Origin of the sequence: Microbacterium mitrae (assembly GCF_008017445.1) — a bacterium.
Lineage (GTDB): Bacteria > Actinomycetota > Actinomycetes > Actinomycetales > Microbacteriaceae > Microbacterium > Microbacterium mitrae.
Map to the genome: position 1 here is coordinate 40,325 of NZ_VRSW01000004.1, position 15,842 is coordinate 56,166.

At 61.9% G+C, this 15,842-nt stretch carries 10 protein-coding genes and 1 pseudogene; 6 read left to right on the forward strand and 5 right to left on the reverse strand.

Annotation, left to right across the window (positions count from 1 at the left end):
• The first annotated feature begins 5 nt into the window (after positions 1–5).
• Entirely contained in the window at positions 6–761 is a 756-nt protein-coding gene (locus FVP60_RS10850; RefSeq protein ID WP_147826311.1) for a DUF4839 domain-containing protein, read from the forward strand.
• Here the strand turns inward: FVP60_RS10850 and FVP60_RS10855 are convergent, their stop codons facing one another.
• The 3 genes and pseudogenes from FVP60_RS10855 to FVP60_RS13360 form a co-directional block, all read right to left on the reverse strand.
• Positions 762–1,085, reverse strand: coding sequence for a hypothetical protein (locus FVP60_RS10855; RefSeq protein ID WP_147826312.1), 324 nt, complete (start codon positions 1,083–1,085; stop codon positions 762–764).
• Positions 1,086–1,099: 14 nt separating this feature from the next.
• On the reverse strand, positions 1,100–1,552 hold the full coding sequence (locus tag FVP60_RS13240) for a protein-tyrosine phosphatase family protein (RefSeq protein ID WP_147826313.1): 453 nt from the start codon (positions 1,550–1,552) through the stop codon (positions 1,100–1,102).
• 179 nt (positions 1,553–1,731) lie between these two features.
• Positions 1,732–2,205: pseudogene (locus FVP60_RS13360) on the reverse strand (ADP-ribosylglycohydrolase family protein); the annotation flags it as partial.
• On the opposite strand from FVP60_RS13360, the gene FVP60_RS10870 reads away from it, so the two are divergent.
• Entirely contained in the window at positions 2,182–4,023 is a 1,842-nt protein-coding gene (locus tag FVP60_RS10870) for a DUF262 domain-containing protein (RefSeq protein ID WP_147826315.1), read from the forward strand. The pseudogene FVP60_RS13360 and the gene FVP60_RS10870 overlap by 24 nt on opposite strands.
• 172 nt (positions 4,024–4,195) lie before the next feature.
• Here FVP60_RS10870 and FVP60_RS13160 read toward each other — a convergent pair whose 3' ends face one another.
• Both FVP60_RS13160 and FVP60_RS10875 read right to left on the reverse strand, forming a co-directional pair.
• Positions 4,196–4,348: a hypothetical protein gene (locus FVP60_RS13160; protein ID WP_222705929.1), complete on the reverse strand. Its 153-nt coding sequence runs from the start codon at positions 4,346–4,348 to the stop codon at positions 4,196–4,198.
• Between the two features lie 155 nt (positions 4,349–4,503).
• On the reverse strand, positions 4,504–5,700 hold the full coding sequence (locus FVP60_RS10875) for a hypothetical protein (protein WP_147826316.1): 1,197 nt from the start codon (positions 5,698–5,700) through the stop codon (positions 4,504–4,506).
• Positions 5,701–5,974: 274 nt separating this feature from the next.
• On the opposite strand from FVP60_RS10875, the gene FVP60_RS10880 reads away from it, so the two are divergent.
• The 4 genes from FVP60_RS10880 (at position 5,975) to FVP60_RS10895 (ending at position 15,737) form a co-directional block, all read left to right on the forward strand.
• The gene (locus FVP60_RS10880; protein WP_147826317.1) at positions 5,975–12,607 is read left to right on the forward strand and encodes a DUF4011 domain-containing protein; all 6,633 of its coding nucleotides are present in this window, start codon (positions 5,975–5,977) and stop codon (positions 12,605–12,607) included.
• 115 nt (positions 12,608–12,722) lie between these two features.
• The gene (locus FVP60_RS10885; RefSeq protein WP_147826318.1) at positions 12,723–14,012 is read left to right on the forward strand and encodes a vWA domain-containing protein; all 1,290 of its coding nucleotides are present in this window, start codon (positions 12,723–12,725) and stop codon (positions 14,010–14,012) included.
• Between the two features lie 54 nt (positions 14,013–14,066).
• Complete coding sequence (locus FVP60_RS10890) at positions 14,067–14,510, forward strand: helix-turn-helix domain-containing protein (RefSeq protein ID WP_147826319.1); 444 nt, start codon at positions 14,067–14,069, stop codon at positions 14,508–14,510.
• Between the two features lie 189 nt (positions 14,511–14,699).
• Positions 14,700–15,737 carry a sigma factor-like helix-turn-helix DNA-binding protein gene (locus FVP60_RS10895; protein WP_147826320.1) on the forward strand — a complete coding sequence of 346 codons (1,038 nt, stop codon included), beginning with the start codon at positions 14,700–14,702 and terminating at the stop codon, positions 15,735–15,737.
• Positions 15,738–15,842 lie beyond the last annotated feature (105 nt).

Genomic DNA, 15,842 nt, shown 5'->3' on the forward strand with positions numbered 1-15,842 from the left:
GAGACGTGTCCGAGGCAACGGAAATCAAGTACGAGACCATGACGGTCAAGTCCATTCGCGGACGCGAGGGCCGAACGATCGAGAAGTGGGAGAAGGACGGCTGGGAGCTCGTCTCCCAGACTCCTGGCAAGATTCAAACCGAAATCGCACTGCGTCGGCCGAAGAAGAAGTTCCCGATCATTCCATTCGCGATTCTTGGCGGCTTGGCTGTCGTCGGGCTGGTCATCGGCGTCGTCGTTAGCTCGATCAACGGAGGTGAAAGCTCCCCCGCAACCGACCCCACCGCGCCGAGCTCCTCCGAGGCGCCCACGGAACCGTCCGCGACCCCGGAGGAATCCACCGAACCTTCCCCGACGCCGACCGAGACAGCAGGCGTCGAGACCATCACCGTCGACAACAACGCGGAGTTTGCGGCGATCCTGCAGGAGGGAGACTACTGCTCACCCCTCGTGTCTGACTTCGCGGAAAAGTATGAGGGGAAGACGATCGAGTTCGACGCGAGCATCGGCGCGATGAACAACCACGAGGGTTTCACCACTCGCCACGACCTCCTGATTGGTGCAGGCGACTTCAGCGAGACCGCGTCGGTCGGCCCCGCCTTTCAATTCCGTGACGTGAACGCATCGAATCTGAACTTCACGGACAACGACCGCGAGTCCTTCGGTGTGGGCGACAACCTGCACGTGGTGGCCACCGTCGAGAAGTACGAGCAGCAGTCATGCCTTTTCCTGCTCGAGCCCGTGGAGACATCGTTCCGTTAGTCAGGCTCCGCCACTGCGCGCGGCGGATTTGATTTGCAACGGAGTCGACTCAACCGCCACCAGCGTCTCCCCGTTCGGCCCTTCCATCCGCTGGAACTCGAACACCCAAAACCCATCAACCTGCGTTTCGCTCGTGCACTCGTAAACGGCGTACAGGCTGAACTCGTGGGGCTGGCTGAGCGGGGCTTTCATCACCATGCCGGTGAGCTTCTGACCCGACATGAACGCGGGCAAATCGCCTGACTTCCATCCGTCGCGCGGGCCGCCGAAGTACGCGCAGTACAGCGACGGGTCTTGGTTCGCAGCTGATTTGTGAACGCTCATCGTGGTTCCAATCTCTACTCGCCGCTGACGATGCGGGCGACGGCGTCGCGCAGAAAGCGCTTGGGGTCGTAGTCGGGCAGCGTGTTGCGGATGCCGGCCCATGCCTCATCCAGCGCAACCCCGAGGTTCCGCGCGCTGTACAGCGCAGCCACCGCAGACGTGCGGCTGCGGGCCTCCGCGCAGTGCACGAACACCGTCTTGTCTTCAGCACGCAGCGCGGCGATCATGTCGGCGGCCTCGGCGAGCGTGAAGTCGAGATTCGCGTTGCGGTCAGGCTGATCAACAAGCCACACCTGAATGCTCTCGACGCGCGCGGGCACCTGCTGCGCACCCACCCGGCGGAGCGACACAACCGCATCAACCTCGATCGGCAGGGTGTCGAGCGTCGCGACCGAACCCAGCAGCACGCCCGGGTCGGCCGGGTGTTGCTCGAGGGTTCCGGAGCGGCGGACATCGGGTTGCGCCATCTTCTCGAGGGCCAGCCGGAACCATCGGTGCGGCCGTTGCGAGCGGCAAGTGCCGCCTGGCGCACGAGGTCGTTGGCGTTGTAGCCGGGCCACCCGTGGATCTTGCGCTTCCAGCTCAGCGGCACCGCGGTTCCGCCCCACAACGCGCCGGCAAGCGAGCCCGCGATCGCCGCGACCGTGTCGGTGTCGTTGCCGCCGCGGATGGCGCGCTCGATCGCATCGTCCAGCGACGTTGCCCCGGCGACCGCCGCGAGCGCACCCTGAAACGCGCGAACAACCCAGCCGTTTTGGGCACGGAAGTCGCGCGGGTGCGCGCCCGGCGCGAGCGCTTCGTCGATGATCTCGGCCCAGCGCGACGCGTCGTCTGCGGGCAGGAGGTCGGGGCCGCGCGCGATGTCGAGCTCACCGGTGAGGATGGCGTGGCGAATCGCGACGGTCCACAGGATGCAGGCGGAGGCGTTGTCGGCCTCCCAGTGCGTGAGTTCGGAGACGGCGCGGGCGGCGCTCGCCAGCTCTTCGCGTGGCGCGCGATAGTGTGGGCAGCGCCGCTGATACTTGCTCGAGGACACACCCGACGAGCGAGGTAGCGAGGTGCGCGACGAAGCGTGCGTTGAACAAAGGACTGTGGAATGGGTTTTCAGACGCCTCTTCACGAGCTTCGCCAGTACATGAACTGGACGACGTCGGGCAAGATTCAGCTTCCCGACTTTCAGCGTGGCTATAAGTGGGATGACGAACGCATCCGCCAGCTCCTCGTAACCGTATTGCGTGGGCACCCACTGGGCGTCGTGATGCTACTGAAGACCGGCAACGACCAGATCCGCTTCAAGCCCCGCGCCGTTGAGGGCACGGACTTCCCCGCCGACACTCACGCCGACTTCCTCCTGCTTGACGGCCAGCAGCGCCTCACGTCACTGACGCAAGCGCTCATGGGAACGGGCGTCGTGCACACCACAGACAGTCGCGGAAAGCTGCTCGAGCGCAAGTACTACATCGACATGGAGCTTGCCGTCCAAGGCGAAGACCGACTGGACGAAGCCGTACTCTCCCTTCCGGGCGATGGAATCGAACGCACAAACTTCGGGCGCGACATCACCCGCGACGTCTCCACGATGGAGAGGGAGATTGAGCAGAAGCTGTTCCCCGTGAATCGACTCTTCGGTGATGCATTGACGTGGCTGTTCAACATCGAAGATCGCGCACTGGGGGCTGCTTTCAACGAAAAGGTCATCGTCCCTGTTGGCACATACAACATCCCCGCCATCGAACTGGACAATCACACCAGCAAAGCGGCCGTGGCGACCGTGTTTGAGAAGGTCAACGTCGGCGGGCTCCCCCTCAATGTCTTCGAACTGTTGACAGCAACGTTCGCCGGCGACGCCGACTACTTCAACGAACACGGCACTGACTTCCGTCTCAACGACGACTGGCTCCTGACCAAAGACAAGTTCGCTCCTCATCGAGTGCTCAACGGCGTCGAGAACACCGACTTCTTGCAAGCCATCACGCTCCTCACGACGCGCAAACGCAACCTGCAAGACACCAGCAACCGCCCGCCTGCCGTCTCCGCCAAACGTGAAGATGTGCTCAAGCTCACGCTGCCGGACTACCTCGAATGGGTTGATCCACTCCGTGAAGCCTTCGTCTGGGCTTCAACGTTTCTTGCAGATCAGCACATCTTTGACCAGGGATTCCTTCCGTATCAGAAGCAACTGGTTCCGCTCGCGGCGCTCCGCGTTGTGCTCGGCAAAGACGCAGATCTGCTCGGCGTGCGAGACCACCTCGTGCGGTGGTTCTGGTGCGGAATCCTCGGCGAGCTCTACGGCAGCACCATCGAGACGCGGTTCGTTCGCGACCTTGAACAGGTGCCGGCGTGGGCCCGAAAGGAACCAAACGCGACGGTTCCGAACACCATCAACGACGCGACCTTCGTCGAATCTCGCTTGCACTCCCTACGCAGCCGAAACAGTGCTGCATACAAGGGCATCTACGCCCTGTTTCTTGGCAACCAGGCGCGTGACTGGATGTACGACCAGGCACTCGACATGGTGCAGTACGCGCAACTCGCCGTCGACATCCACCACATCTTCCCGAAGCAGTGGTGTGCACAACACGACATCGACAACGAACGGCGCGAGAGCATCGTCAACAAGACAGCCATCGCGGCGTCGACGAACCGCACGATTCTTGGCGCGGCCCCGTCGTCGTATCTGGGCGTGATTGAAAAGAAGGCCCAGATCGATTCGGAGCGTCTCGACTCTCTTCTTGAGGCGCACCTTGTTCCGGCGGAACTTCTGCGCACAGATGACTTCGACAGCTTCTTCATCGAGCGTCGCGAACGAATCTGTCGGCTTGTGGAACGTGCGATGGGCAAGGCCGTGCCGCGTGACGTAGATAATGGCGAGGCAAGCGAGGATTCGTCACAGTTCGTGGATGAAGCGATGATCGAAGACGAGTCTGACGCTGACTAACTGCTCACCGTCAATGTGCGTGGGTCAAAGCGATCCAGCCGGTAGCGCCGCGTTCATTCGAGCACAGGAAAGGACTCTTCAGCCGATTGACGACTGGAAACAGTTCTGAGTGCCGCAACGTCTGTACTGTCGCAGAGAAGGGGTTCGATAAGGAACTGTCGAGTCTCCATGCTTAGAGTCCGCGCCAGAACTGTTTGTCGCGGCAGATGGTGATGGGGTCTTTCGCGGTTTTCAGAAACTCGTGAAGCTGCGATAGCTCGCCGGGGGTTGCGTCCAGCGGGCCGTTTGTGTCGGGCCGCCCCTCCGCGCGGTTACGTCGAGCCAAGCCTAAAGAATGGTTCGAAGAACTCCGTCAGCGTGTCGACAACGGTCTGTTTCTCTTCGCCATGTCCGCTATCAGCAGCAAATCGCGATACGGGAGGTAAGACCTTCGTAATTGCAGCTCCGGTCGTGCGCCTTTGGCCGTCGTTGGAGGCTGAGTCAGGCAGTCTGCGGCACTACGACATCAAATCCCGCCCGCGATGGGCTCAGTTCGAGAACAGTTTGGTCGGCGCTGGTCAGCATCGGCAGGCTATCGGGTGCGGCGTGCAGGGCGCGAGACAGGCGACCGAAACTCGTGCGGGCGTTCAAGGTTCCCTTACCGGCAAACGCGATCGGCACCCTGCTCGAGTCGATCTGGACCACGTTGAGGTCGTCTAACAGTCCAACGAGGCCCGCCTGGTGATCCGCGAGCAATGACAGCTCATCACGAAGCACACTCTCGACGTGAGGCAACGATCGATCTGCATTTGAGAACTCGGTCGCAATCTTTTCGAGTACGACGACGCGAGCCCTGAGGGCCAGCGCCTCGTACGTCTGCACAACCATGCGTTCAAATTCCTGGATTGGGTTGTCCTTTTTTCCGACGAGAGCCGTCATGAGGTCCTGGGTGTAAACGCGATCGGAACCCTCATGTTTTGCCACAGCGTCACGCCATCGGCCGAGGCGATCAATGTATGTGTTCGTGAGGGTATCCAGTTCACCGAATGCATGTGGCGCCGATGAAATGGACGGAATCTGTGCTTGATCCAGCAGGTAGCTCGCAACCTTGCGGGCCTGCTGGCTTGCTGTCGTCAATACCGACCGTTCGTGGTCGTCCTGCCGAACGATTAGATCTATTACCACGCTACGGATTGAATCGAGCTTTCTATTGATCTGATGCTGAGCGAGCAACTCCCCGGCCGTTGCGAGCGCAACCGCCGCAATAAGAGGGCCAGCCGCGACCGCAACGCCCCCCACTCCCGCCGCCCCAGCAGCCGGAACGAGCCTTGCATGCCCAGCGAACTTGGTGGATCCAGCCGCACGGACCATCCCTCGAAAACCTCCGCCGATGGCCGGAACGAGGTCACGTGCCATCGCACCTGTCGGGAGAATCACGCGGTACAGCTGTTCGGCGGGAACCGCGCGTCCGGCCTGGCCAACGGCCCGTCCGGCATGACCGACGGCCTGCCCGAGCGCCTTGGCGAAGGCACCACTAGATTGGGCCACCATGCCTGACTTATAGATGCGGTCAGGTGCTTCCACACGATCAATCAGAAGCGCTTCGCGATTTAGCAACATCCGTAACATGACCTCAGTGGTCGGTTCGCTGTGCAGCGGGACGAGCGGAACAACAACCGCATCCTCATGAGCGTTCATTTTGCCTCCGGGTTGGCACGTAGGACCATCTTGCCAGCGTCCGCGGACATTACTGGAACACAAGGACGCGAATTGCGCCCGCCGCATCGAGGCGCGGCCGTGTCGAGATGAAAGCGAATATGAGTTTCAACATTCAGCGGGAAACTTTCCGTTCCTACTCGTCCCCCACGCATGCGTGCCGATAATCTGAGCCAAAGACATCAGGCACTCGTAGCTGACCCCGAACGCGGTCATCGCGCAGCTCACTGAGTGCGGTAGAGCAGGAGTCACCGTCATGGGCAACCAAAACATCGCCACCCTCGTTGCGGATTACGCGTCGAAGCGAACGGGGCGAGTCGAGGTCATTGCGGATGATTCACGAGGGTGGCTCGCACTTGAGGAAATGGCGAGTACCTTCGCGTTTGCCGAACTCGAAGGTGGCGAACTCCGCATCATTCCCTTTCTCGGCGACTCCAACGAAGCAAAGCAACAGACATTTGTGACGTCTGCGGGCGCTTCCTGGCTCGATGATGCAGACGAAATTGTGCTCGATGCGGGAGCAATCGTCGAGCCTTCCCAGTCCGCCCTAATCATCACCTATCTCGATGACGCCCTTGCTTATTGGCACTCCACTGCGACCACCACAGCGAAAGCCGCTCCTCCCGCGATTGTCGTTGCGCGGAGCGATCCTCACCTCACTTCTTCGGATGCCGATGAACCTGTAGGCAGCGAAGCAGTTCCCGTTGAACCGCTCCATATCGCACGTATCCGTGCTGCCGTCAGTCCAGAGTGGTCCTGGGCATCGGCGAACGCGCGCATCCCTCAAATCGCTGAGATCGAGATCCATCTGGCCGAGAAGGTCAAGAACGCGCGTGTCGTTGTCTCGCTCGTGGATGCGGATATTGTCTTCGGCCGCGCCGTCATTCTTGAAGGAACTATCGAAGCTGGCGCACGACGCACGGGCGAAATCCATGTGCCACTTTCCGCTCGCGTCATGTCGCAGATCGATGACCGTCGGGGAGCCGTCTGCGAAGTCAGCCTAGAAGCTGACGGGCAAGTCCTGGCGCGGTACGAGGCCGCTGTCGATGTTCAACCACGCGATCTATGGAATTGGAAAGGCGATCCGCTTCGCGCAGCACAGGGACAACCGAACCCACATGCCCTCAGCCATTCGCTCCTCGCGTCTTTCGTTCGCCCCAACCACCCCGCAGTCGGCGCTATCGCACGAGAAGCCGCAAATCTCCGTGCAAGTCTTTTCGGCGAATCCTCTTTTCATGCGTTCCAGCTCTCCGAAGCGGAAGCGCCCAGTGCAGTTGATGCATCCGTCACCGCCATCTATGAAGCATTACGCGCTCGAAAGATTTCATATTCGGAGCCGCCCCCCGGGTGGGACTACTACACAACTGGTCAACGCATCCGTGATCACGGCGACGTCGCCGCCGGGGGGCTGGCCACGTGTATGGACACCACCGTACTCACAGCCGCGGTCATCGAAGAAGTCGGCCTGAACCCTGTATTGGTTCTTGTTCGTGATCATATTTTCATTGGCTACTGGCGCCATGACTTGACCGCCAGTGGCTCCTCGGGCCACCCGAGCTGGCACCCACGGCTACCGGTAGTCACTGACGCACCGAAGATCGCGACTCTCGTCGAGGCGGGCTACCTTGGCCTCATTGAAACCACCGCACTTACTGTCGACATTGACATGAACGCGGAAAAGGCGCGGCTGGAGGCAAAGCACGTTCGATTTGCTCATGCCCTCGCGGAAAACGATGTCACGCTCATCGATCTCGCAATTGCACGCAGGTTGGGAGTATCCCCGCTTCCCGCAGTCACGGAACGGCCCGACGGCGTGACGGAGGTATTCGAGTACCGTGTGAATGCTCCGGCCACGGTCTCAGTTGTCGATACTCAGGCACCGGAAGCAGCCGTCCGCGAACGCCGCATTGATGCTCACCCCCCGCGATACCGAACGTGGAAGTCCTCGCTGTTCAGCCTGAATGCCACCAACCCCCTCCTGAACCTCGGCATGAACGCCCGCGTTCAACCGCTCGTTGTTCCCAGCACCAACCTGGCTGAGCTGGAAGACATGCTCCATCAGGACAAGTCGTTCATGGTTCACAGCGCCTTCGACCTACCCGAAGTGTGGACCGCGCGTGGCACCCGCAACGCCATGCAGATACTCGACGCCGGTGATCCTGACGCGGAGCTCACCAGCATGCTCCGGTCAAGGGTGCTGTATGTCCAGCGCTTGCGACGAGTCGCAGACGGTCTGCGAGCTGTCTCGCCAGACGTCACTATTCGTGAACTCCGCACGATGGCTCACAATGCGAAGACCGCCCGCGAAGAGCGCGGAATGAACCCGCTCTATTTGTGCCTCGGTGTCTTCCGCTGGAGTCCCGGTCCTGGCAAACTCGCCGATGCCCCGATCATTCTTGTGCCTGTGAACCTCGTTGGAAGCCGCGGTGGTCGCGACTTCACGCTTTCACTAGACACAACGCAGCAAGCAACGACCAACGCGGCACTCATCGAGTGGCTTCGTCGAGAGCACGGTCTGTCCATTCCCGGTCTCGCGGAACCGATTGCTGACCACGCGGGAATCGACGTGAACGCGGTTCTCTCCGAAGCTCGCAACGCGTTGCTGGGGCACAATGGTGACCTCAGCGCGCAGGTACTCGCTGAAGCACGTTTGGCGACGCTCGATCTCTCAACGTTCCGCATGTGGCAAGACCTGAATGCCAATGCCGATATCTATCTCGAACGACCGCTCATCCGCCACCTTGTGGAGACCCCGGCTGAAGAGTTCGTCGATGCAGCGATCGCGGCTGCCCCGGAGATCACACCGGAGGATATCGAGAAGGTTGAAACTCCAGTTCCCGCAGACTCCACACAGAAGCGCGCGGTGTTGTGGGCGTCGCAGGGCCGCACCTTCGTTCTGCAGGGACCTCCTGGAACTGGGAAGTCTCAAACGATCACCAATATGGTCGCAGAATGCGTTCTCGCTGGGCTCCGTGTGCTGTTTGTCGCGGAGAAGGGAACCGCCCTCTCCGTCGTACAACGTCGGTTGGATTCCATCGGGCTTGCGCCTTTCGCGCTGAACCTTCACCACGAAGGGTCAAATTCTGTGGAGGTGCGCGCCTCGTTGCAGCGCGCCCTCACCGCCAGCGTCACTCCAGATGCTCTCGCCATGGAGAGTGCGCGCCGTCGGCTACGAAATGCGCGCTTCGAACTGACGCAGTACCCAACCGCGCTCCACTCGCGCAATGCAGCCGGGCACTCCGCCTACAGTGCGCAAGATGAGTTGCTCGTCCTAGGAGACGGGCCTTCTGTCGACGTTCCTACGGATTCCGTTGACCGCCTGGCGTCAGCACTCAGCGAGGTCAAGGAGGTGTTCGCGGACCTCCAACGATGGACGAGCGCCGCGGGTGTGCGACCGAACCACCCCTGGAGATTTGCCGGGCCAGGCGCTGGCGAACCGTTCAATGTCGAGCGAACGCGTCTTGCTGTCGAAGGGATCCTCGCAGCCACGTCCTGGACGGACGTGCCGGCACCGCTTGCGGCCGCCCTCGAAGAGGCATCTCACCCGCAACAGCTGACCGTTCTCGCCGCCGCTACCGATGCCGGGCTACCGATCGGTGACGAGTTGGCATGGATCCTCGACTCCGCGTGGCTTGACCGAGCCCCCAGCACCATTCATTCCTGCGCACAGTCTGCTGATGGATGGCGCCACCAACTGCACGGGCTTGCCCCCGACACCATCCACATGAATCTCGAAGGGATCTCACGAGACCTCGAAGCTGCGAACGCCTCAGGATTCCTCGGGCGCAAGAACCGTCAGGCCGCCGCCATAGCGCCGCTCGTTGAAGCCGCCCCCGCGGGCCTGGAGGTAACGCCAGCATCCGCTCCAAAGATCCTGAGCGACCTGCTCGCAGCACGCAATGTCGCCGGTCAGATTCGGGCCGCAATCGTCAACATGCCTGGGCTTGCGCAAACCGCGCCCGCCAACCCGTTCAGTCCGGGTGCTTTCGATGCTGCGTACCGCCGCATCGAACAGTTGCGTCAGAAGACGGAAGTTCTCCGCAACACCGATTCCTGGACCATGAAGGTACGACAACTGGCTGGCGGCGGACACCTGCACGGTTACCGCGACCAACTCGTTCAGCTCGCCCGCGATTGGGTAGCCCTCGTGCAGGAGCTCGATGTGCAGGACGACGATCTCCGTGCCTGGGTTGGGGATTCCTCCCTTCTCCGTACTGCGTCACAACACGCGGAAGAGTGGGCGCGGGACGCACGCTTCAACCGACTTCTTGGTTTGCAGCAGTGGTGCGCCCTCGTCCGCCGCGTCGAGTCCATGCGCGTCGCTGGCCTGACAGACGCTCGCGCATCTCTTCTCGAAGGGCGCCTCCACCCCGAGGATGCGGAGGACGCACTCGCGCGCGGAATCGCTCGCGCCTCATTGAGCGAGCGAGTACGTTCCGCAGGCCTCGATCGTTTTGATGCTGTCGCGCACAATCATCGCGCGCAGTCCTACGCGGCGGCTCAGAGCGAGGTGCGGGAGCAATGGTCGACAGCCGTTCCCGCTCAACTCCTGGAGCAACGGGGCGGCGCTGGTCGCGGGACTAAGACCGGCGGCCTTGCCCGCGAGCTTGAGAAGACCACGCGGAGACTGGGCACCCGTGCCATTTTGCGCAAGTACGGCAATGTCGTGCAAGAACTCACGCCGCTCGTCTTGGCAAGCCCGGCCTCCGTCGTCGATCTCATCGATCCGCGGCTCATGGAGTTCGACGTTGTCATCTTTGACGAGGCCTCGCAGATCACGGTGCCGGAAGCGATCGGTAGCCTTGGTCGGGCGCGCGCGGCGATCATCGTGGGAGATAGCAAGCAGATGCCTCCCACCCGACGCGTCGGCGGTTCCGCCACCGACGAAGAGGTCGAAGACGCCGACATCGAAGAGGTGTTTGAGGATCAGGAGTCCATCCTCTCCGAGAGCGAGTTGGCACGCGTGCCGGCGCTGAGCCTTAGCTGGCACTATCGCAGCCAGGACGAGCAACTCATCGCGTTCAGCAACCACAAGTATTACAAGGGCGATCTCAGCAGTTTCCCGACACCGACTCTCATGTCGACCGAGACAGGAATCGAGTTTCGGCGCGTGGCAATGCCCGGCGAGGACGCCCATGAGAAGGCGCGCGGCTACCGCAAGAAGCCCGAAGGCTTCCATGACGGCCGCTACCTTCGCGCCGGCAGCAAGGCGATCTCCCTCGGCGGAAACATTTCGGCGAGCGCTAATACAAACCCTGCTGAGGCCTTTGCGATCGTCGATGCCGTGCGCGAGCTGGTCCGTCTTGACCCCGAGGGTCGCCCATCAATCGGCATCGTCACGTTCAACGAGCGCCAACGCGAACTCATCGAAGACCTGCTCATCGCCAGCGATGACCCCGGCATCCGCACCATCATGAATGAACTGAAGATGGGGCGCAACGACGTGCTCTTCGTTAAGGCACTGGAACAGGTGCAGGGCGATGAACGAGACACCATCATCTTCTCGGTGGCGTTCTCAAAACAGGCCAACGGAAAGATTCCGACGAACTTCGGCCCGCTTTCCAATAGCGGCGGGGAGCGCCGCCTAAACGTTGCCGTTACGCGAGCCCGCCGCAAGGACATCGTGTTCTGTAGCTTCGATCCATCCGACCTGGATGTCTCCGGGTCTGCCTATGACGGCCCCAAGCACTTCAAGGACTTCCTCCTCGAAGCTGCCCGCGCGACCGGCGCAAGCACGGAGATCGCTGGCCGAACCGCCATTCGTGATCGCCACCGCGACGATATCGCGTCGGCGTTGCGTGAGGCAGGACTACACGTTCTGACCGACGTTGGCATGTCCAACTTCCGGTTGGATCTGGTGCTGGCGAGACCCGATGCCCCCGACCGCCTCCTGCTTCCCATCCTCCTCGACGGCGAAAGCTGGACCCGGCGCATCACGGTGTCGGATCGCGACGTGCTCCCGCTGGAAGTTCTCACGGGGCTGATGGGATGGCCTGCCGTTGCGCGTATCTGGTGGCCCATGTGGCTGCAGAACCGCGACCTTGTCGTGGCTCAGATCCTGTCTCAGGTCGACGAAGCGGAACAGGCATTTGGACTTGCTGAGGCTGGGCAAAACGATGCTGGCACCGAGGAGGTCGTAAACGCGACGGTTGTCGACGAGGTTGCGGTCGCTCCCGCGACAGCACTCCGCGCGGCTCCTACTTCTCTGGAATCGCCGGTCGAGGCATTCCGCGTGGCTGCGCCCACGCCGGGATCCCTCGCAGCGGCAGCAACAGACGCCACCGATTCAGTCGGGGTAGTGGAACCTCGTCAACCGATCGCGAGCGCGCCGCCCGCCGGCGACACCCAGCCGCGGGTCACTGACGTTGTCCGCGTCTTCGAGCCCGCGAACACCGAAGTTGTTGGCCCGCGCGAGGTGCTCGATTCGTTGTCTCGCCGAGCCTCCGTGGCGAAGGTTCGGGAGCAAATTGTCGATGTCATTGAGTTCGAAGGACCGATCGAACTCGGGCGCCTCATTCGCATCGTTGCAAAACGCTTTGGCCTGAATGCGGTGCGCGCCGCGCGAGCCGAGCACATTACAAAGATCGTGCCTCGCGGACACGTGAAGAAGAGCGACCTCGGTACTTTCGCGTGGCCCGAGTCGATCGACCCCGCGACCTGGACGGCTTATCGCACCGCTGACGCTGACGGTTCGCGATCGCTCGAGGAAATCGCGCCTGAGGAGATTCGCAACGCGATGCTGGCTGTTCGGAGCGCGAATCCCGGGTTTGACGACGACGCGCTCATTCGCGGCACGGCCGAGATCTTCGGAATTTCCCGGCTGGGCGCGCACGTCAGAACGCGACTGCTAGCCGTTCATTCGCGACTCCCGCACGACGCCGACAATTAGCGGGACACTCCTCACAACGGGGAGATTATGCAAAGCGCATAATCTCCCCGTTGCTTTACGCGTTAGACTGGTGCTATGCTCAGCGCATACATTCTTCTCTGCGAATCGAGGCATCATGAACATCACGACCCAGCTCGACGTCAATTTGATCGCGCTTGACACTGACGATGAAGTCACCGTCATGCTCGACCTGGAGGCACCTCCGCTCGCCGCAGATCTCGTGCGACCCGCCGCTTCACTGCAGGTCGTCCTTGATCGGAGCGGGTCAATGTCGGGCGCACCACTTGAGGGCGCGAAGGACGCACTCATCGCGCTTGTTCGGCGTCTCGCACCAACCGACAATTTCGGACTCGTGACCTTCGACAACGAAGCGCAAGTCGTGGTTCCGGCCGGCCCGCTCACTGACAAGGAGTCCGTCATCGCGAAGATCCGGCAGGTCGCCAGCGGCGGCAGCACAGATCTCGGCGCTGGCCTCCTTCGCGGACTCCGAGAGATCAAGCGGGTGGCCACGGCGGGCGGCACTCTTCTCGTGGTGTCGGATGGGCACATCAACGCGGGCATCCGCGACGCTGGCGAGCTCTCCGGCGTCGCTGCCCGTGCTTACGGTGACGGCATTGTCATTTCCACGCTCGGATATGGCGAGCACTACGACGAGACGCTGCTGGCCGCGCTCGCCAAGGCCGGCGCTGGCAATCACGTCTTTGCTAGCAACCCCGACGATGCAGGCGCAGAAATTTCGCGCGAGGTCACGGGGCTTCTCACCAAAGCGCTCCAAGCGATGACTCTCACCGTTGAGCTCGAGCCGAGCGTGAAGATGGTCCGTCTTTACAACGACCTTCCCGCGGCCGCTCTCCCCGGCGGGCGAATCATGATCGAGATTGGAGATCTGTACGCCGATGAGAAGCGGCGCCTGCTTCTGAAGCTCAAGGTGCCGGGAAAGTCGACGCTCGGCCCCGCCAAGGTTGCAACGCTTGCCCTGGAGTACATCGAGCTGCCAGCGCTCATCGAGCATGTCGCCAAACTCCCGATCGCGGTCAACGTCGTGCCCGGTAGTGAAGCTGCCGAGCGGCTCTCGAACCCGATTGTCGTGTCGGAGACGCTCTTCCAGGAAGCACAGGAGTGCAAGAAGTTGGCTTCCGAGGCATTCGAGAACGACCATGTCTCCCCCGCGCGCGATCACCTCGCACGCGCGAAATCACATCTCGTCAGTGCGCTTTCTACCGCGCCGGCGAGCTCGTCAGATGACATTCGTCGAGAGATTGCCACGGTGGAGCAGATGATTCACATGGCAGATCGGCAGTCCACCCGGTACATGTCGAAGCTCAGCCGCTCGTCGTATCACGAGATGAACCGCAAGCGCGGGCGCTCGGAGGAACCAAACGTGGAGGACGCTGGCACGCACTGATGCACCGATGCAGTTCGCATTGCATGAGGTGAACTGTTCTGAAAGCATAGAAATATGTCCCCCGAAAGTCAGACGCCTCCGTCGAACAGCTCTTCCCCGCGCACGGGTGATCTGGCGCTTGGTCGCCGCATCGCCGCGCGCCGCGAGGAGCTGGGTATGAGCCGTAAGGATCTCGCCGCGGCGACAGAGCTTTCGTACCCTCACATTGCCCAGATCGAGACGGGGTACCGACTTCCGTCTGCGAAGCACCAACTCACACTGTCTCGGGTGCTCGGAATCTCGCTCGACGATCTTTTCGGCACCGCCGAATCCCTCCCCGCATTGCGTGCTGCGGTAGCTCCCGCTCGGAGTGTGCGGCCATCGATCGATGAAGCGATCGATCGAGCCGTACGAGAGCTGGAGACCCTCCCCGCGTCGGTCCGCCTCGAGGCGCTCTCCCGCGTGCAGATGGAAGTCATGGCGGGCGTGGTTGAAGACCGGAGCCGAACCCAGCGATAGGAGCCGGACTTCGGTCCGCGACGGGGTGGGATACCCCACGACAGCAAGCCAACTCCTGAAAGCGCACGTCCCTAGTGACGAGCCGAATCCTTCAAGCCCAATGATCTGCGGGCTCAATCTCCCAACTTTTGCGCGCCGGCTCACTGCAGAGCAGCACGGGTCCCGCGCACCAAACGAAAGCGAAACCTCATGACTCCGCCCCCTATGATCACAGACCGCGACCGTGATGTGATTGAGCGCTATGCCGATGGCGCTACTCTCCAGGAGATCGCCGACGGCATCAACCTGACCCGCGAGCGAGTGCGTCAGATCGTTCGCAAGCACGGTGGCGCCGACGCCGAAACTTCACGCGCCGCCCGCCAAGCCGCCAAGGAAGCGGGTGAACAACGCGCCCAGATTGAGTTCCTCGCTGAGTACGAAGCCATCGCGTCGAACCTCGCCCACCAGGGATTCACACGCGCTGAAACCGTTTCGCGTATTTCGGTGCTTTACCCAAGCATCGATGTCGACGTCGCCGACGAGGCACTGCGCGCGTCGAACATCGTTTTCGACCAGAACAACGACACCGACGTCTTCTCCAATGTCGCCCTCGAGGCCGGCGTGTGGTTCCTCCTCGGGTCTGAACTGCGTCTCAAGCCCGACTATGCATGGGCAGCCGTGAATCTTCCGCAGGAGCTACTCGACGAGTTGGGCACGCACTTGAGTGAAGCCTCCGTCACGCCCGATGAGCTTGCCACCGTTCTCGGAATCATTGGCGCCGCTCAGAACGCCGCCATGTCTGACCCCACCCTCACAATCACGGGCGCGCGATACAACGAGTTGCGTAGCGAACTCCTCGACGCCATCGGCTTGAAGTCTGCCACGGGCACGAAGCCCTGGCCGCCCACCAGACAGACGCTTCAAAAGCGTTACCAGGGGTGGAGCGACGCGCTCGAAGCCATGGGCCTCGCAACCGCGTCCCTCGGCCGCCCGAAGGGGCTTCTGGCGTTCAGCGAAGACGACTACGCGAACGCCGTCATCGACTTCATCTCGGCTGCGGCGGCCGCTGGAGCCGAGCCGACCTTTGCGTTCTACGGCGAGTGGGTCAAGGAGCAGGCCGCCGATGGCACGCGCCGCCCTTCGCCTGCATCTGTGCGCAACTTCTACGACGGCTGGCTCCCCGCACTCCGCAAAGCCAACGCGGTCGTGGCAGCGCGAAGCGCCGAGGCAAACCTCTCGGTCGAGTGACTTCGTACCTCCGGCTGTATCTCAACACCGAATGAGCGGGTACCGGAACCATGGTGCGGCTGTTTGGTATGCCACCGCACCAAACACCCGAAAAGGTGGCATCCG